This is a genomic window from Bradyrhizobium sp. 22 (assembly GCF_000482425.1).
Lineage (GTDB): Bacteria > Pseudomonadota > Alphaproteobacteria > Rhizobiales > Xanthobacteraceae > Bradyrhizobium > Bradyrhizobium japonicum_B.
Genome location: NZ_KI519399.1, coordinates 337,641 through 354,976, shown reverse-complemented (window position 1 = coordinate 354,976; position 17,336 = coordinate 337,641). Strand labels below are relative to the sequence as shown.

The 17,336-nt window shown below is 64.2% G+C and carries 20 protein-coding genes; 8 read left to right on the top strand and 12 right to left on the bottom strand.

Features of this window, described 5'->3' with window-relative positions; genetic code table 11:
* Positions 1-72: 72 nt before the first annotated feature.
* The 5 genes from hisF to hisB form a co-directional block, all read right to left on the bottom strand.
* Positions 73-846 carry an imidazole glycerol phosphate synthase subunit HisF gene (gene hisF / locus K410_RS0102965; RefSeq protein WP_028133461.1) on the bottom strand — a complete coding sequence of 258 codons (774 nt, stop codon included), beginning with the start codon at positions 844-846 and terminating at the stop codon, positions 73-75.
* 3 nt (positions 847-849) lie between these two features.
* Positions 850-1,596 carry a 1-(5-phosphoribosyl)-5-[(5-phosphoribosylamino)methylideneamino]imidazole-4-carboxamide isomerase gene (gene hisA, locus K410_RS0102960; RefSeq protein ID WP_196235983.1) on the bottom strand — a complete coding sequence of 249 codons (747 nt, stop codon included), beginning with the start codon at positions 1,594-1,596 and terminating at the stop codon, positions 850-852.
* Positions 1,584-2,234, bottom strand: a complete 651-nt coding sequence (gene hisH, locus K410_RS0102955; protein WP_028133459.1) for an imidazole glycerol phosphate synthase subunit HisH — start codon at positions 2,232-2,234, stop codon at positions 1,584-1,586. Before hisH ends, hisA begins: the two co-directional genes overlap by 13 nt.
* Positions 2,231-2,761 (bottom strand): DUF2628 domain-containing protein, encoded by a 531-nt coding sequence (locus K410_RS0102950; RefSeq protein WP_028133458.1) that lies wholly within the window; start codon positions 2,759-2,761, stop codon positions 2,231-2,233. Before K410_RS0102950 ends, hisH begins: the two co-directional genes overlap by 4 nt.
* 63 nt (positions 2,762-2,824) lie before the next feature.
* On the bottom strand, positions 2,825-3,418 hold the full coding sequence (gene hisB, locus K410_RS0102945; protein ID WP_028133457.1) for an imidazoleglycerol-phosphate dehydratase HisB: 594 nt from the start codon (positions 3,416-3,418) through the stop codon (positions 2,825-2,827).
* A 250-nt stretch (positions 3,419-3,668) separates the two neighbouring features.
* On the opposite strand from hisB, the gene hslV reads away from it, so the two are divergent.
* From hslV to K410_RS0102920, 5 genes are all read left to right on the top strand, one after another.
* Complete coding sequence (hslV, locus tag K410_RS0102940; RefSeq protein WP_028133456.1) at positions 3,669-4,229, top strand: ATP-dependent protease subunit HslV; 561 nt, start codon at positions 3,669-3,671, stop codon at positions 4,227-4,229.
* 93 nt (positions 4,230-4,322) lie between these two features.
* Positions 4,323-4,805: a GNAT family N-acetyltransferase gene (locus K410_RS0102935; RefSeq protein WP_028133455.1), complete on the top strand. Its 483-nt coding sequence runs from the start codon at positions 4,323-4,325 to the stop codon at positions 4,803-4,805.
* Positions 4,802-5,419: a DUF2585 domain-containing protein gene (locus K410_RS0102930; RefSeq protein WP_028133454.1), complete on the top strand. Its 618-nt coding sequence runs from the start codon at positions 4,802-4,804 to the stop codon at positions 5,417-5,419. Before K410_RS0102935 ends, K410_RS0102930 begins: the two co-directional genes overlap by 4 nt.
* Positions 5,420-5,471: 52 nt before the next feature.
* Entirely contained in the window at positions 5,472-6,776 is a 1,305-nt protein-coding gene (gene hslU / locus K410_RS0102925) for an ATP-dependent protease ATPase subunit HslU (RefSeq protein ID WP_028133453.1), read from the top strand.
* Between the two features lie 28 nt (positions 6,777-6,804).
* Positions 6,805-7,929, top strand: coding sequence for a hypothetical protein (locus tag K410_RS0102920; protein ID WP_028133452.1), 1,125 nt, complete (start codon positions 6,805-6,807; stop codon positions 7,927-7,929).
* 202 nt (positions 7,930-8,131) lie between these two features.
* Here the strand turns inward: K410_RS0102920 and K410_RS0102915 are convergent, their stop codons facing one another.
* The 3 genes from K410_RS0102915 to K410_RS0102905 are packed head-to-tail and all read right to left on the bottom strand — an operon-like array spanning position 8,132 to position 10,975.
* A complete protein-coding gene (locus tag K410_RS0102915) occupies positions 8,132-8,722 on the bottom strand; it encodes a Smr/MutS family protein (protein WP_028133451.1) in 591 nt (196 codons plus the stop codon).
* The gene (mltA, locus tag K410_RS0102910; RefSeq protein ID WP_028133450.1) at positions 8,719-10,290 is read right to left on the bottom strand and encodes a murein transglycosylase A; all 1,572 of its coding nucleotides are present in this window, start codon (positions 10,288-10,290) and stop codon (positions 8,719-8,721) included. The genes K410_RS0102915 and mltA overlap by 4 nt, the downstream gene beginning before the upstream one ends.
* A complete protein-coding gene (locus tag K410_RS0102905) occupies positions 10,268-10,975 on the bottom strand; it encodes a Tim44/TimA family putative adaptor protein (protein WP_028133449.1) in 708 nt (235 codons plus the stop codon). The genes mltA and K410_RS0102905 overlap by 23 nt, the downstream gene beginning before the upstream one ends.
* 414 nt (positions 10,976-11,389) lie before the next feature.
* Between K410_RS0102905 and secB the strand changes: the two genes are divergently transcribed.
* Positions 11,390-11,881: a protein-export chaperone SecB gene (gene secB / locus K410_RS0102900; RefSeq protein WP_028133448.1), complete on the top strand. Its 492-nt coding sequence runs from the start codon at positions 11,390-11,392 to the stop codon at positions 11,879-11,881.
* A 9-nt stretch (positions 11,882-11,890) separates the two neighbouring features.
* Here secB and dnaQ read toward each other — a convergent pair whose 3' ends face one another.
* From dnaQ to K410_RS0102880, 4 genes are read right to left on the bottom strand one after another with little or no spacing between them, the layout of a single operon-like run.
* Positions 11,891-12,604 (bottom strand): DNA polymerase III subunit epsilon, encoded by a 714-nt coding sequence (gene dnaQ / locus K410_RS0102895; RefSeq protein WP_028133447.1) that lies wholly within the window; start codon positions 12,602-12,604, stop codon positions 11,891-11,893.
* 55 nt (positions 12,605-12,659) lie between these two features.
* Positions 12,660-13,259: a dephospho-CoA kinase gene (gene coaE, locus K410_RS0102890; protein ID WP_028133446.1), complete on the bottom strand. Its 600-nt coding sequence runs from the start codon at positions 13,257-13,259 to the stop codon at positions 12,660-12,662.
* A 23-nt stretch (positions 13,260-13,282) separates the two neighbouring features.
* The gene (locus K410_RS0102885; protein WP_028133445.1) at positions 13,283-13,891 is read right to left on the bottom strand and encodes a Maf family nucleotide pyrophosphatase; all 609 of its coding nucleotides are present in this window, start codon (positions 13,889-13,891) and stop codon (positions 13,283-13,285) included.
* Positions 13,892-13,899: 8 nt separating this feature from the next.
* A complete protein-coding gene (locus K410_RS0102880) occupies positions 13,900-14,739 on the bottom strand; it encodes a pyruvate, water dikinase regulatory protein (protein ID WP_028133444.1) in 840 nt (279 codons plus the stop codon).
* Between the two features lie 458 nt (positions 14,740-15,197).
* Here K410_RS0102880 and hemJ point away from each other — a divergent pair, with 458 nt between their 5' ends.
* Both hemJ and rho read left to right on the top strand, forming a co-directional pair.
* Positions 15,198-15,632: a protoporphyrinogen oxidase HemJ gene (gene hemJ, locus K410_RS0102875; protein ID WP_028133443.1), complete on the top strand. Its 435-nt coding sequence runs from the start codon at positions 15,198-15,200 to the stop codon at positions 15,630-15,632.
* A gap of 249 nt (positions 15,633-15,881) precedes the next feature.
* Positions 15,882-17,147: a transcription termination factor Rho gene (gene rho / locus K410_RS0102870; protein ID WP_028133442.1), complete on the top strand. Its 1,266-nt coding sequence runs from the start codon at positions 15,882-15,884 to the stop codon at positions 17,145-17,147.
* Positions 17,148-17,336: the final 189 nt, after the last annotated feature.

The following is a 17,336-nucleotide window of genomic DNA, read 5'->3' as shown; positions in this document are numbered from 1 at the left end:
TACTCAAAAACACATGGAGCCAAGGAGACCGTCGCCCTCTGACTTGTGTAGCATTTTTGCAGGCGGGAGTCGTCAGGCATCGAGGCGCATCGGCAGCCCGCGGCGGGCCATGTGCTCCTTGGCTTCGCGGATGGTGAATTCCCCGAAATGGAAGATCGAGGCCGCCAGCACAGCCGTGGCGTGTCCGTCGCGGATACCATCGACGAGATGGTCGAGATTGCCGACGCCGCCCGAGGCGATCACCGGAACGGGCACGCTGTCGGCGATCGCCCGGGTCAGGGGGATGTCGAATCCCTGCCTGGTGCCATCGCGGTCCATCGAGGTGAGCAGGATTTCACCGGCGCCGAGCGCGACCACCTCCTGGGCATATTCGATCGCATCGATGCCGGTCGAGTTGCGGCCGCCATGGGTAAAGATCTCCCAGCGGTCGCCGCCCGGACGCTTCACCCGCTTGGCGTCGATCGCAACCACGACGCATTGTTCGCCGAATTTCTCGGCCGCTTCCTTGACGAACTCGCGCCGGGAGACCGCGGCGCTGTTGATCGAGACCTTGTCGGCACCGGCGCGCAGCAGCGTCTTGATGTCGTTGACCTCGCGCACGCCGCCGCCGACGGTGACGGGCATGAAGCAGGCTTCCGCGGTGCGCCGGACCACGTCCAGCATGATGCCGCGGTTCTCGTGGGTCGCGGTGATGTCGAGGAAGGTGAGCTCGTCGGCGCCGGCCGCGTCATAGGCGATCGCGGCCTCGACGGGGTCGCCGGCATCCCTGAGATCGACGAAGTTGACGCCCTTGACGACGCGGCCGTCCTTGACGTCGAGGCAGGGGATCACGCGCACCTTGAACATGTGTCAGCTCCTGCGCGCGTCGCGGATCAAGGTGAGGGCGGCGGCGGGATCGAGCCGGCCGTCATAGAGCGCGCGGCCGGCGATCGCGCCGGCGAGCTTTTTCGCGCGTGGCGTCAGCATCGCCTTGACGTCCTCGATCGAGGCGAGGCCACCCGAGGCGATGACGGGAATCGAGATGGCGTCCGCGAGCGCGATGGTCGCGTCCAGGTTCAGGCCCTTGAGCAGGCCGTCACGCGCGATGTCGGTAAAGATAATGGCGGCGACGCCGGCATCTTCGAACCGCTGTGCGATCTCAAGCACCGTCACCTGCGAGGTCTCGGCCCAGCCTTCGACCGCGACCTTGCCGTCGCGGGCGTCGAGCCCGACCGCGACGCGGCCGGGGAATGTCTTCGCGGCGGATTTCACCAGCTCGGGATCACGCACCGCCGCCGTGCCGATGATGACGCGGGTGATGCCCTTGTCGAGCCAGGCTTCGACGGTCTTGAGATCGCGAATGCCGCCGCCGAGCTGCACCGGGATCTTGATCGTCTTCAGCATCGCCTCGACGGCCTCTGCATTCACCGGCTTGCCGGCAAAGGCGCCGTCGAGGTCGACGACGTGGAGATACTCAAATCCCTGCTCGACGAAGCTCTGCGCCTGCGCCGCCGGATTGAGGTTGAACACGGTCGCGCGCGCCATGTCGCCTTGCTCGAGGCGCACGCACTGGCCGTTCTTGAGGTCGATCGCGGGAAAGAGAATCACGGTTTCCATCGCAAGAAGTTCGAAATCAGGGCGAGGCCGAAGCGCTGGCTCTTCTCGGGGTGAAATTGCGTACCGATGGCGGTGTCCCTGCCCACGATCGCGGTGACGGGGCCGCCGTAATCGGCGCGCGCGAGCACGTCCGCCTCGCTGGCCGCATTGAGATGATAGGAGTGCACGAAATAAGCGTGCTGGCCCTTCGGGCCGAGCGGCAGCTTGTTCAGCACCGGATGCTCCTGCAGCAGGTCGAGCGTGTTCCAGCCCATGTGCGGGATCTTCAGGCTCTCGTCGCGCGGCGTGATCTTCTCGACGTCGCCGCCGATCCAGTTCAGGCCCTCGGTGATGACATGCTCCTTGCCGCGGCTCGCCATCAGCTGCATGCCGACGCAGATGCCGAAGAACGGCCGCGCCTTGACGCGCACCGCTTCCGTGATCGCCTCGACCATGCCGTTGACGGCATCGAGCCCGCGCCGGCAATCGGCGAACGCGCCGACGCCCGGCAGCACCAGGCGGTCGGCCTCGTAAGCCTGGTCCGGATCGCTGGTAACAAAGACTTTTTGCGGGTTGTCCAGGCTGCGCGCGGCGCGCTCGAAAGCCTTTGCGGCGGAATGCAGATTGCCGGAACCGTAATCGATGATGGCGACGCTCATCTTGACCCTCCCGGTTCTGGAAACAACCCGATGATGCCGCCGGCCGGAATCGGTGGCGGGTTCGAGAATTGCTGGCCCGGCACGCTGCGGGTCGGCGGCGGGCCGCCGCGATCGACGGCCCATTGATCGTTGACGATGCCGTGCTGCTTCTGGCTCCAGCGCTCGAAGAAGCGGCGCTCGGCGGTGTCCTCGTCGTCGGCGACCACCACGTCGAGCTGGCGCCATTTTCCGCGCGACAGCGTCCAGCGCCGCAGGCTCGAGGCCTCCAGGCCCATCAGCAGCGCGACGATGAGATCGGCGAAGAAGATCGACGAGCGTCCGATACCGAGGCTCGACAGCCCCGCATTGAACGCAGCGATGAAGATCAGATAGCCGATTAGCGCCAGCCACAGCCGATTCCACAGCAGCCAGAACGGGCCGAAGATCATCGCCCAGAAATGGAAACCGTCGCGCACGAACACGAACTTGTCGGTCGCGCGCAGATCGGCTCCGGCAGGAGAGGGCGCATGAACTGTGTAGACAGGCATGGTGATGCCTCGTTCCTAGGAAATCAGAGATACCGCGAGCGGCACATGCCGCCGGGAGAGACGTCAGCCGCCGAGCGAGCCCTTGGTGGACGGGATTTCGCCCGCCGCCTTCGGATCAATCGCGACCGCGGTGCGCAGCGCCCGCGCCAGACCCTTGAAGCAGGACTCGGCGATATGGTGGCTGTTATCGCCATATAGGGTCTCGACGTGCAGAGTCACGCCGGCGTTGATGGCAAAGGCCTGGAACCATTCGCGCACCAGCTCGGTGTCGAACTCGCCGATCTTGTCGCGGGGGAAGTCGGCCTTGAACACCAGGAACGGGCGGCCCGAGATGTCGATGACCACGCGCGACAGCGTCTCGTCCATGGGCATGTGCACGCCGGCATAGCGGGTGATGCCCGCCATGTTGCCGAGCGCCTGCCTGACCGCCTGGCCAAGCGCGATGCCGGTGTCTTCGGTGGTATGGTGATAATCAATGTGCAGATCGCCCACCGCCTTGACCGTGAGGTCGATGCGGGAATGGCGGGCGAGGAGATCGAGCATATGGTCGAAAAAGCCGATGCCGGTCGCGATATTGGCCACGCCGGTGCCGTCGAGGTTCACGGAGACCTCGATCTCGGTTTCCTTGGTCTTGCGCTTGATCGTCGCGGTGCGCATTGAAGGCTTTCGCTTCTCTTTGAGCCTGATCCTTCCCGGAAAACCGGTACCCGCTCTTCCGGGATCATGCTCGGGGCCGAAAACGCCAGTCTCTTAACAGCCAAATGACGCCTTCGCTACTGCGGGAACGGCCGGCCGGGCCTCCACTTCTGCCTATGGTGAGCGAAATTCGGCCCGGAACGGCCGGTTGGGCCCAGGTTGTCCCCTTGCCCCCAACCGCCTAAATCAGGCCGGACAACGAGGATCATTCATGCAGGACTCCCAGAACAGCTCGCCGGGCTGGCACGGCACCACGATCTTGACGGTCCGCAAGGGCGGCAGGGTGGTGGTCGGCGGCGACGGCCAGGTTTCGATCGGCCAGACCGTGATCAAGTCCAACGCCAAGAAGGTCCGCAAGCTCGGCAAGGGCGACGTGATCGGCGGCTTTGCCGGCGCCACCGCCGACGCCTTCACCCTGTTCGAGCGGCTGGAGGCCAAGCTCGAGCAATATCCGGGGCAGCTGACCCGGGCCGCGGTGGAGCTGGCCAAGGACTGGCGCACCGACCGCTATTTGCGGCGGCTGGAGGCCATGATGATCGTGGCCGACAAGGACGTCTCCCTGGTCCTGACCGGCACCGGCGACGTGCTGGAGCCCGAGGCCGGCGTGATGGCGATCGGCTCCGGCGGCAATTACGCGCTGGCGGCGGCACGGGCCCTGCTCGACACCGACAAGGACGCCGAGACCATCGTCCGCCGCGCCATGGACATCGCCGCCGACATCTGCGTCTACACCAACCGCAGTCTGACCATCGAGAGCCTGGCGACCGGGTAGGGCGGAGCATCATTTGTCCGAATACCTACCCGCACGCTCGGTGCAACCTCACCCGCAAGCGGGAGAGGGGCGCAGCACCGCCGTGGCTGCTAGATGACCCCCACCTACACCTTCCGCCCGATGACACCGGGCGACATGCCGCTGATCCGGCGCTGGCTCGATGCCCCCCATGTCGCCGAATGGTGGCACGATCCGGAGACGCTCGAATTCGTCGGCGGCGATCTCGATCATCCGGATCTGGCGCAGTTCATCGTCAGCCATGACGAGATGCCCTTCGCCTATCTGCAGTGCTACCAGATCGGCGATTGGCACCTCAGCTTCGGTCCGCAGCCGGTGGGCACACGCGGCCTCGATCAGTTCATCGGCGAGGCCGACATGCTCGGATGCGGCCACGGCTCTGCTTTCATCCGCGCCTTCATCGACGAGCTGTTCGCGCGCGGCGTGCCGCGCATCGTGATCGATCCTGCTCCGGCCAATGCCCGCGCCATTCGTGCCTATGAGAAAGCCGGATTTGTGCCGCAGCATGTTATCGTCACGCCCGACGGTCCCGCACTCCTGATGATCCGAGACTCATGACGCTCACCGCGACCCCCGCCGCAAAGACCGCCTTTCCGCCGCTCGGCTGGGTCGGCATCGCGCTATTGCTGTTGGCACTGCAGGCCGCGATCCTGCTCGCCATGGGCCGGGTGCCGATCTGCACCTGCGGCACTGTCAAGCTGTGGCACGGCGTGGTCAACAGCTCGGAGAACTCCCAGCAGATCGCCGACTGGTACAGCTTCTCGCACGTCCTGCACGGCTTCCTGTTCTACGGCCTGACCTGGCTGCTGTTCGCGCGCCTGCCGTTCCTCACTTTGTCCTGGCCGGCCCGCCTGATCGTCGCCATGCTGATCGAAGGCGCCTGGGAGATCGTCGAGAACTCGCCCTTCATCATCGAGCGCTACCGCGCCGGCACCATCTCGCTGGATTATTTCGGCGACAGCATCGTCAACTCGGTCTCCGACAATCTGGCCATGGTGCTCGGGTTCCTGGCCGCGCGTGCGCTGCCCGTCACGGCGACCGTCCTGCTCGGTCTCGGCTTCGAGATCATGCTTGCGCTTCACATTCGCGACAATCTGACGCTGAACATCCTGATGCTGATCCATCCGATCGAGGCCGTGAAGCATTGGCAATCCGGCCCGCCGATCATCTGACGGCCGAAAAAGCGGCTTGTCCAACCTCGCAAACGACCCTAGCTAAGGTCCCATGACAGACTTCTCTCCGCGTGAAATCGTTTCCGAACTCGACCGTTTCATCGTCGGCCAGGCCGATGCCAAGCGCGCCGTCTCGATCGCGCTGCGCAACCGCTGGCGGCGGCAACAGCTGTCCGGCTCCTTGCGCGAAGAGGTGCTGCCGAAGAACATCCTGATGATCGGCCCGACCGGCGTCGGCAAGACCGAGATCGCGCGGCGGCTCGCCAGGCTCGCCAACGCACCGTTCCTGAAGGTGGAGGCGACCAAATTCACCGAGGTCGGCTATGTCGGCCGCGACGTCGAGCAGATCGTGCGCGACCTCGTCGAGGTCGCGATCGCCCAAGTCCGCGAGAAGAAGCGCAAGGACGTGCATGCCCGCGCGCAGCTCGCCGCCGAGGAGCGCGTGCTCGACGCGCTGGTCGGCGCCAATGCCTCGTCCACGACGCGCGAATCCTTTCGCAAGAAGCTGCGCGCCGGCGAGCTCAACGACAAGGAAATCGAGATCGAGACGCAGTCTTCTAGCGGCGGCATGCCGATGTTCGAGATCCCGGGCATGCCGGGCGCGCAGATGGGCGCGATCTCGCTCGGCGACATCTTTGGCAAGCTCGGCGGCCGCAGCAAGACGCGGCGGCTCACGGTGGAGAGCTCGCACGAGATCCTCGTCAACGAGGAATCCGACAAGCTGCTGGACACCGAGCAGCTGACGCTGGAGGCGATCAGCGCGGTCGAGAACAACGGCATCGTGTTCCTGGACGAGATCGACAAGATCTGCGCGCGCGACGGCCGCGTCGGCGGCGACGTCTCGCGCGAGGGTGTGCAGCGCGATCTCCTGCCGCTGATCGAGGGCACCACGGTCTCGACCAAGCACGGCGCCGTGAAGACCGACCACATCCTGTTCATCGCCTCCGGCGCCTTCCACGTCGCCAAGCCGTCCGATCTGCTGCCGGAATTGCAGGGCCGCCTGCCGATCCGCGTCGAATTGCAGGCGCTGACCCGCGACGACATGCGCCGCATCCTGACCGAGCCCGAGGCCTCGCTGATCAAGCAATATGTCGCCCTGATGCAGACCGAGGGCGTGACGCTCGACATCACCGACGGCGCGATCGACGCGCTCGCCGACGTCGCGGTCGCCGTCAATTCCACCGTCGAGAACATCGGCGCGCGGCGGCTGCAGACCGTGATGGAGCGGGTGCTGGACGAGATCTCCTTCACCGCCCCCGACCGCAGCGGCGAGACCGTCAGGGTGGACGCCGATTTCGTGCAGAAGCACGTCGGGGATCTCGCCAAGAATGCGGATCTGAGCCGGTTCATTTTGTAAATCGGGGCGGTCACGCTATGGATGCGGCGTGACCGTACGCATCTTGCAAAATCCCTGGCGGCTGCTGCTCGCGATCAACGCCGCGGTCATCGTCGGCGTCTTCATCCACAAGATCCAGCTGCCGCCTTACGTCCCCTATATTCACCTCCTCGTCGACTATCATTTCGGCTTCATCAAGCGCGCACTGATCGGGGCGATCGTCGCGCTGGTGACGGCCAAGGTGCCGGTCTGGCTGGTGTTCGCGCTCGGCGGCGTGACATGGCTCGTGACGCTCGGGCTGTTCTCGAGGATCTTTCAGAAAACCTTCGGCTTCACCGCGAAGACGTTGCCGCTGTTCGTCTTCATGGCGGGCTCGCCGTTCTTCCTGAAGAACTTCATGCAGACGCTCGGCCATTTCGACATCTACGGCTGTGCGCTGGCGCTCGTGCTGATGCTGATGCCGGCGCGCTCGCTGCTGTTCGTCGCCACGGCCGCGCTGTTATCGATCGTCCTCGTGCTGATCCATCACATTCATCTCCTGATGTATGTGCCGACGATCATCACCATCGTCGTGGTCAGGCACTACCTGACCCATGGCTGCAATCGCACCAACATTGCTTTCGGCAGCGTCGCCCTCGCCGTCGTCTCCGCGCTGTTCTTCGCGGCGCAGTTTTGGGGAACGATGCCGATCCCCGAAGCGGATTTCGTCGCCTATTTGAAGACGCGCATGGCCGATCCGTCGCGAACCGACCTCCTGCAGTTCGCCTATATCTGGTACCAGCCGCTGGCGAAGGAGGTCTTGGACACCTGGGGCCGCCTGCCGCACAACATCCTCGGCGTGCCGGTGTTCGCAGCTCTGATCTGGCTGCACGCGCCGTTGTGGCGTTTCTTCGCAAACCTGATCGGCGCACTCGCCAGCGAGATGCACCGCCGCCTCATCATCGCGGCGCTGATCGGCATCAGCTTCGCCTACCTCGTGATGTTCGCCATGGTGTTCGACTATTCGCGCTGGATCTCGAACTGGGCGGTCTGCATGTTCCTGATCCTGCATGCCGTGAAGATGCTGCCGGCGGCGCGGGAGACTCCGCTGATCCCGGCGGAGGATCGCAACACCAACATCTTCGGCCTGATCATCACACTGATCCCGCGCGTCGGCATCATCCGGCCGTTTTGAAGCTTCGCTTGCAGCCGCAGCGGCGGTGCGCCCCCTCTTCCGCTTGCGGGAGAGGGTTGGGGAGAGGGCTGTCTCCCGCACAGGGATTCCCCAAGAGGAGAGAGCCCTCACCCGCCGCGCGGGACGATGCTTCGCATCGCCCAGACGCGTCGGCCTCTCCCGCAAGCGGGAGAGGCAAGAGAAGCCGCACGCATCGGGGCTACTACCCCCTCGCCCGCCTGATCCGCACATACAGCGCGCCCTCGCCGCCGTGGCCGATATGCGCGGTCTCGAAGCCGACGACGAAGGCGCGGAATTCCGGCAGGCTCAACCATTCCGGCACCTGGCGGCGCAACACGCCGCTTTCGCCGCCGGAGCGGCCCTTGCCGGTGATGACGAGCACGAAGGTCAGGCCGTCGTGATGGGCGCGGTGCAGAAATCCGGTCAGTGCGCGATGGGCGCGCGTCTGCGTCATGCCGTGCAGATCGAGCCGCGCCTCGATCTCGCTGCGGCCGCGCGACAGTTTTGTCCGCTCGCGCTTGCCGAGCGGCGCCAGGGGCGGGACGGCCGGTTTGGCGGCACGCGGCGCGGGTGCAGCGGCCACCGGCCGTGGCGATGACGCAGTCCGCGAGACGGATGCTGCGGGCAACGGCTCGGTGCGCGGCGCGGCCTGCGCTTTCGCCGCGCGAAGCTTCCGCAGCGGCTTGACCTGTTTGGCGACGGTGTCCCACAGCGCGCGCTCCTCCTCGCTCAGCGCGCGGCGGCGCGGCGAGGGGCGAGGCTCCAGCACGGGCGGACGGGACGATCGCTTCATTGCTGCCGAGGGGGACGTTTCTTCACCGGCCGCTGCGGCTCCGAGGCAGGCTCGATCGCGGGGCGCGGCACCGGCAGCGGAACCGGACCTGCGATGGCAATTGTTTCGTTCTTGCTGTCGATTGCGCCGGCGACAGCGGCCGGCTTGGCTGCGGCCTTGCCCGGATCGGTTTGCGGAAACTGCTTTGCGATCTTCTCCGAGGGCCGCGGATCCGGCACCGGCAGCTTCGCGGCGCGCGGGGCAGGATCGAGGCTCTTGGGTACCAGCATCACGAATTGCATGGGATGGCGCAGCCGGCCGGAGACCCGGCCGGCCTCCTGGCCCGCGCCGAAGAACAGATCGGCGCGCGCGGGGCCGATGATGGCCGAGCCGGTATCCTGCGCGATCATCAGCCGACGGAACGGCGTCTTGGCGCGTTCGGAGTCAATCGGCAGCTCACCCTCGATGAAGAACGGGGTGCCGTAGACGTGCAGCGACTTGTCGACCGCAATCGAGCGGCCGGCGGTCAACGGAATGCCCTGCGCGCCCACCGCCTCGTCCTTGTCGGACAGGTTGACCTCGCGGAAGAAGATGTAGGCGCGGTTGGCGCGACGCAGCTCCTTGGCGCCGTCAGGATTCTGCGCCATCCATTCCCTGATCTTCTGCATCGACATCTCTTCCTTCGGAATGATGCCGCGCTCGATCAGGATGCGTCCGACGGCGGTGTAGGGATAGCCGTTATAGGCGTCGTAGTTCAGCCGGACCGAGCTGCCGTCGTCGAACTTGATCCGCGCCGAGCCCTGGATCTGGGCGAACAACAGATCGGTCGGGTCCTTCAGCCAGGCAATCTCCAGCCCGCGGCCGGCGATCTTGCCGTCCTCGATCTCGCCGCGGTCGTAATAGGGCACCAGCTTGCGGCGGCCGATCTTGCGATAGACCGGGCCCTTGTTGGGCAGGCTGAGCGAATCCTGCTTGTAGCCGCGCACGAACAGATTCGATGGGCGACGGTAGACCGGAACGTTGTAGATTTCGGTCTGGGTGCGCGACCCCTCGAGCACGGGCTCGTAATAGCCGGTGACGAACCCGGCAGGCTCGCCGAGGCGCGAGATGCGCAGCGGAGTGAAATTCTCCTCGAAGAAGGACTTCGCTTTGGCCTCGTCAGTAAGGTCGAGCGTTTTGGCCACCCGGCACGGCTCGTTCAGAGACCCGGCCAAGGCCTTGGCCTCGCCGTTCTTGACCTCGGCTGCGCCGTTCTGCGCGTTGATCGAGCGGCAGCTGGCACGGAATGTCTTGTACGCGGCGAGGTGATTGTCGTCGTCCCAGCCCTTCACGTCCGCCCAGGCGAGCGGCAGATATTGCGCGCCGGAAATTTCGAATGGCAGGGGGAGCTGCGGGTAGGGCAAGGCCCGCAATGGGGCAGCAGGCAATTGCGGCGGATGATGATGGTGACGATGATGATGGTGATGGTTGCGATAATGGCGTCGCGCCGCCTCGGCGCCGAGCGAAAACGATGACAGCGCGACCGCGCCTGCGCAAAGCGCGGTCGCGCTGGTCTTCAGGAAGGTCTTAATTCGCGCTTCCGGTGCCAACCAGCTTCCAGTTCGGATCGCGAGAGGTGACGTCGCGGGCGAAAGTCCAGATGTCGGTGATGTCGGCGACCGTGTCGGCGCTGCCGTCGACGATGTTGCCGGCCTTGTCGCGGGTGGCCGAGATCATCTGCGACACGAAACGGATCGTGAGCTGGGAGGTACGGTCGCGCTGCTCGGCGCCAACGAGCTCGGCCTTGTCGATCGAGACGAAGCGGGTCTCGGTCTTCTGCTCGTTCTTCTCGCGCTCCTTGATCGCGGCGTCGAAGCTTTCGTAGACCTCCGACGACAGCAGGTCGCGCAGCGCGCGGCGGTCGCCATTGGCAAAGGCCAGCACGATCATCTCATAGGCGCCGCGGGCGCCCGAGATGAAATGACGCGGGTCGAACGTGGAATCCTTCTCGACGATGGCGTCGAGGCCCTGCGCCAGCGCGGTGCCGGGTTCGGCCAGGCCCTTCCAGCGGTCGGCGGGCGGGGTCGGGTCGGCCGAGGGCGCCAACGGGGCCTGGTCGATCACCTTGCCCGGCATGGTCACGACATTGTTGTCCTGGGCGCCTCCCAGCGCATTGCGGGCGGCGGTCCGGTCGAACGGCGGCCGTTCGTTGCCGGTTCGCTGTCCGAGCACGCTGCGCAGCCGCAGAAAGATGAAGACCGCCAGCGCCAGGAAGATGATGGTGTAGATGTCCACGTCGGATTCGCTTTCTGGTCTTTGCTCTGGGTCTTCGCTTTTGGTGTCGTCGCCGGGAAAATCAATCCGGCCAGTAGACCGTTCCCTACGGGAACGGCAAGTCTACATCGCCAATTTAGGTCCACATCAGGTCTGTGGGATGTAGGCACGAAATCTTGCCCGGCCAATGGCGCCTTTTGGCACAGCACCAAGTGTAGCGCGTTTTATGCTTAAGGGGAAACCCGATCCTGCCCGGAAATCGCGTATCTTCAATCGTTTAAGGCGCAATTTTACCGAAAAGGCAGAGCGACCGCCGCACTTGGCCGCGCGGACCTATTCCCCGCCCCCGGGGCCGTTCGTCCTTGTGGAACGAGGCGGCCCTATGTTAGCCAACCGCCGCGAAATTCAGCCCAAATCGGGTAAGGAGAGACTCTCATGACCAACGGTAACGGCACCCCTCCCGAGGCGGCCCAGGCTCCCCAGCTCAACGTGCTGGCGCAATATACTAAGGACCTGTCGTTCGAAAATCCGAACGCGCCGGGCTCGCTCCAGCAGCAGAGCCAGCCGCCCCAGATCAACATCCAGATCAATGTCAGCGCCAACAATCTCAGCGAGCAGGAGTTCGAGGTGACGCTGTCGGTCGAGGGCAAGGCCGACACCGCGGGCAAGATCATGTTCTCGTTCGAGCTCGCCTATGCCGGCGTGTTCCGCATCGCCAACGTGCCGAAGGAGAATCTGCATCCGCTGGTCATGATCGAGTGCCCGCGCCTGCTGTTCCCGTTCGCCCGCGAGATCATCGCGACCGCGGTGCGCGACGGCGGGTTCCCGCCCCTGATGCTGGATCCGGTCGACTTCGTCGGTCTCTATCGCCAGAACATGGAGCGGCAAATGGCCGCCCAGGGCGGTGGCCAGACCGGCCAAGCCTGACCGGCAGCCCTAACCGGCCGGGGCGACTGGAGCGGCGAGATACTCGTTCCAGATCGCCTTTTCGCCCATCGTTGCGATGAAGGCCCGATGGGCCTCTCTTTCGGCATCCGAAACCCGCGGCGCGAGCGGCACCAGGCGCTGCCGCCGTGGCGTATCGCCTGCGGCATTGATGCGAATCTCTTCCCTCTCCGAGGCCAGAAGGAGCTGCGACTGCCGGGCTCCGACCAGGTCGACATAGACCTCGGCCAGCAGCTCGGCGTCCAGCAGCGCGCCGTGCTTGGTGCGGTGTGAATTGTCGATTGCATAGCGTGAGCAGAGATCATCGAGCCGGTTCGACACGCCCGGATGCTTGCGCCGCGCCAGCAGCAGCGTATCGACCAGCCGCTCCCGCGGGATCGCCGCGCGCTTGATCCGGTCGAGCTCGGCATTGATGAAGCTGATATCGAACGAGGCGTTGTGGATCACCAGCGGGTCGTCGCCGATGAACTCCAGAAACGCATCGACGACCTCGTGGAACAGCGGCTTGGTCGACAGGAATTCGGCCGACAGCCCGTGCACCGCGAAGGCTTCCGCCGGCATGTCCCGCTCAGGATTGATATAAACGTGATAGGTCTGTCCCGTCGGCATGCGGTTCAGGATCTCGACGCAGCCGATTTCGACCAGACGATCGCCGCGAAGCGGATCGAGGCCGGTGGTTTCGGTGTCGAGGACGATTTCGCGCATGTCTTGAGATCAGGGTCTTGAGATCGGGGTCGTGAGAGCCGTGTCAGGCGGCGAATCAGATTCGCCGCTGCGGCATCTTAACGACCTCGGCCAGGATGTGCGCGATTTGCGCCCGCACCGGCTCGAGTCCGTGTGAGGTATCCACCACGAAATCCGCGCGCTTGCGCTTCTCGGCATCGGGCATCTGCTTGGCGATGATGGCATCCAGCTTGGCTTCGTCCATCGTGCCCCGCGCCAGCACCCGCTCGCGCTGGAGTTCCGGCGAGGTCGACACCACGACCACGGCGTCGACCCGCTTCTCGCCGCCGGTCTCAAACAGCAGCGGGATGTCGAGCACCACGACGGGCGCCTTGGCCGCCTCGGCCTCGGCAAAGAATTTTTGCCGGGAGGCGCCGAGCATCGGATGCACGATCTGCTCGAGCTGCTTGATCGCGGCGGGATCATGCACGACGCGCGCCGACAGCTTCGGCCGGTCCACCTTGCCGTTCACGGTGGTACCTGGAAAGGCAGCCTCGATCGCCGGAGCTGCTTCGCCCTCATAGAGCTGATGCACCGCGGCATCGGCGTCGTAGACGGGCACACCGGCCTCCGCGAACAGTTTCGCGGTGGTGGATTTTCCCATCCCGATCGAGCCGGTCAGTCCCAGGATCCGCATCAGCGCGCAGCCATCTCCGTCAGTCACACCGCAACTAGCCGCTCACGCCGCAGGAACGCAAGCAGCGGCAGCAGCGGCAGACCGAGAATGGTGAAATGATCGCCCTCGATGCGCTCGAACAGATGGACGCCCAGCCCCTCGAGTTGATAGGCCCCGACGCTGGTCGTGACGGCCTCGCCCGCCGCATCCAGATAGGCCGACAGCTCCGCATCGGTCATCCCGCGCATGGTCATGCGGGCGATCGAGACATCTTCGAAGACAATCTTGCCGTCATGTGCCACGGCCACCGCCGAATTCAGCTCATGGCTGTTGCCGGCGAGATCGCGCAATTGCGCCAAGGCCTGGTCGCGGCCGGACGGCTTGTTGAAGAGGCGGCTGCCAAGCGCCAGGGTCTGATCGGCGCCGATCACGTAGCTCCCGGGATGACGGGCAGAGACCGCCATGGCCTTTTCGCGCGCGAGCAGCAGGGCGACCTCGCGCGGACTTGAAAGCGCTGAGGCGGCCTGAATGCCGCGTTCGTCGATATCGGCGGTAACAGCCGTGAACTCCAGCCCGGCATTGGCCAGCAGCATTTTTCGCGCGCTGCTCTGCGAGGCCAGGATCAACGGAGATGTGCCGAGCCACAGACCCATCGCGACAACTATTCGGTCGGCCGGTTGCGTTGGCGATCGCTGTAAAGCTTCATGATCGCCGCCGCGGTTTCCTCAATTGAGCGGCGCGTGACGTCCAGCAGCGGCCAATCGTGCTTGGCGCTGAGCTTGCGCGCAAATGCGACCTCTTCGGTGACCGATTGCTTGTCGGTGTAGGTATCGCTGCCGGACTCCGCGCCCATCGAGAGCAGGCGATTCTGACGGATCTGGATGAGGCGTTCCGGCGTCGCGTGCAGGCTGACGACCAGCGGCCGCGTCAGCGTCTCCAATTGCGAGGGCACCGGAATGCCCGGAACCAGCGGCACGTTGGCGGTGCGGATGCCGCGATTGGCGAGATAGATCGACGTCGGCGTCTTCGAGGTGCGGGAGACGCCGACCAGGACGACGTCGGCGTCGTTGAGACCATCGACATGCTGGCCGTCGTCGTGGATCATGGTGTAGTTCAGCGCGTCGATGCGCTTGAAATATTCCGCGTTGAGGACGTGCTGGGCGCCGACGCGGCCCGTGGTCGCAGCCCCGAGATAGGCTTCGAACAGCTGCATCACCGGGCCGATGATCGACAGGCTCGGAACGTTGATCTGCTTGCACTTGTCCTCAAGTCTGGCGACCAGATCCTTCTCGAGCAGCGTGAACAGCACGATTCCCGGGGCTTCCTCGATCTCGTCGAGCACGCGATCGAGCTGCTTCTGGCTGCGTACCAGCGGATAGACATGCTCGACCGGCGTGACGTTGGCGTATTGGGCCGCAACCGCGCGCGCCACCGTGATCAGCGTCTCACCGGTGGAGTCGGAGACGAGGTGCAGATGGAAATAATTGTTCGAGGTCGGCACAAAAACTCTTTGTATGAGGGCGGGGCGGATTGTGGATTTCTGTGGAGCTTAACCCCTCGGAAAGGGTTGCGCGACACCGGGGGCGGGACAAGTGCCAATTTTGTTCACACCGCTGCCCCTGAGAACAAGTCTGCCGCCCGGTCGGATCGGATTCGGGATTGCGCGGACAAATGCCTTGATAAGCTGCCGACAGAATCGCGCAAGTCTTTGCAGCCGGCTGACTTATCGGAAGTCGGCAGACCCGGCCGGGATATGTGGATGGATGTGAACAAGCGCGCGTGAACCCGCGGATGGAATTGCATGAGTCCAATCCACGGTCACATAGACTCAAACCTTAAGAATCTAAGATTCTAGATTTGAGGAAGGCGCTACGGACAGATATGTGTGCACGGTGAGACCTTAACGAGTTCTTACTATCCCCAGTTCCCTGCACTGGGCAGAAAGCCGGACCCGCGAAAATGTTCGAAGACGTCTATCTCTGGATCAAGGCGCTGCACGTGATCGCCGTCATCGCCTGGATGGCCGGCATGCTCTATCTGCCGCGGCTGTTCGTCTATCATTCCGAAGCCGAGGTCGGCTCGAAGCAGTCGGAAACGTTCAAGGTGATGGAACGCCGGCTGCTCAAGGCCATCATCAACCCTGCCATGATGGTCACCTGGCTCGCCGGGCTCTATCTCGCCTGGTCCGGCCATTGGTTCTCGTTCGGCTGGCTGCACGTAAAACTTGCACTGGTGCTGGCGATGTCTGCGGTCCACGGCTTTTTTTCCCGCTGGCTGAAGGATTTCGCCGCCGACCGGCGCCCGCGCACCCAGAAATTCTATCGCATTATCAATGAGGTGCCGACCGTCCTGATGATTTTCATCGTCATCATGGTGATCGTGAAGCCGTTCTAGGCAAGGCGCGCGACGATAAGCCCAGCGCTTCGGCTTGCGGAGCAGGAAGCGATTTTCTATATTGGCGACATCCCACCCAACGCAGGCGGATGTGGTTGTGTCTGAGCTTTCCAGAGGCCGGACACCGCATCAGGTTTGAAGCCTCACCGGCACTTAACCTTGCCAGACCTGCGGACCTTACCTTCTCACGTCCGCATTTCAGAGCCTCCTCGCACCCCCCTTCCAAGGTTACCCCACAGGACCACCCCAATGCGGGAAATTAAACTTCAGGACCTCAAGTCGAAGACGCCGGCCGAGCTCGTCTCGTTCGCGGAAGAGCATGGGGTCGAGAACGCCAGCACGATGCGCAAGCAGGAGCTGCTGTTCGCCATCCTCAAGCAGCTTGCGCTCGCCGAAACCGACATCGTCGGCGAGGGCGTCGTCGAGGTTCTCTCCGACGGCTTCGGTTTTCTTCGCTCGCCCGATGCGAATTACCTGCCGGGCCCGGACGACATCTACGTTTCGCCGTCGCAGATCCGCCGCTTCGGCCTGCGCACCGGCGACACCATCGAAGGCCATATCCGCAGCCCGAAAGAGGGCGAGCGCTATTTCGCGCTGCTGAAGGTCAACACGCTCAATTTCGAGGATCCGGAAAAGGCCAAGCACAAGGTCAATTTCGACAACCTCACACCGCTGTTTCCGAATCAGCGCTTCCGCATGGAAATCGACGATCCGACGCGGAAAGACCTTTCTGCACGGGTGATCGACATCGTCGCTCCCATCGGCAAGGGCCAGCGCGCTCTGATCGTGGCGCCGCCGCGCACGGGTAAGACCGTGCTGATGCAGAACATCGCGCATTCGATCACGCACAATCATCCCGAATGCTACCTGATCGTGCTGTTGATCGACGAGCGTCCGGAAGAAGTCACGGACATGCAGCGCTCGGTGAAGGGCGAGGTGGTGTCGTCGACCTTCGATGAGCCGGCGGTGCGCCACGTCCAGGTCGCCGAGATGGTGATCGAGAAAGCCAAGCGCCTGGTCGAGCACGGCCGCGACGTCGTGATCCTGCTCGATTCGATCACGCGCCTCGGCCGCGCCTATAACACCGTGGTGCCGTCCTCCGGCAAGGTGCTGACCGGCGGTGTCGACGCCAATGCGCTGCAGCGCCCGAAGCGGTTCTTCGGTGCCGCCCGCAACATCGAGGAGGGCGGCTCGCTGACCATCATCGCGACCGCCCTGGTCGATACGGGCAGCCGCATGGACGAGGTCATCTTCGAAGAGTTCAAGGGCACCGGCAACTCGGAACTGATCCTGGACCGCAAGGTGTCGGACAAGCGCACCTTCCCGGCGATCGACATCTCGCGCTCCGGCACCCGCAAGGAGGAGCTCATCACCGATCCGCAGGTGCTCAAGAAGATGTACGTGCTCCGCCGCATCCTCAACCCGATGGGCACGATGGACGCGATCGACTTCCTGCTCGACAAGCTGCGCTCGACCAAGAGCAATTCGGAGTTCTTCGACTCCATGAATACCTGAGTGCAGTGCAATATAGGCTGCTTGAGTTCAAAGGGCGCCTCCAAGCGCCCTTTTTATTGTGCAGCCTTGTTGCGGGAAAGGTGCAGCATGGAAGGCGATGCTGGGCCGGGGCTGCCATTTCGCGTAACGAGCTGATTTCTATGCTGAATTGGTAGAAACTCGCTGCCCCTCTGGATCAGCCGACGCGAA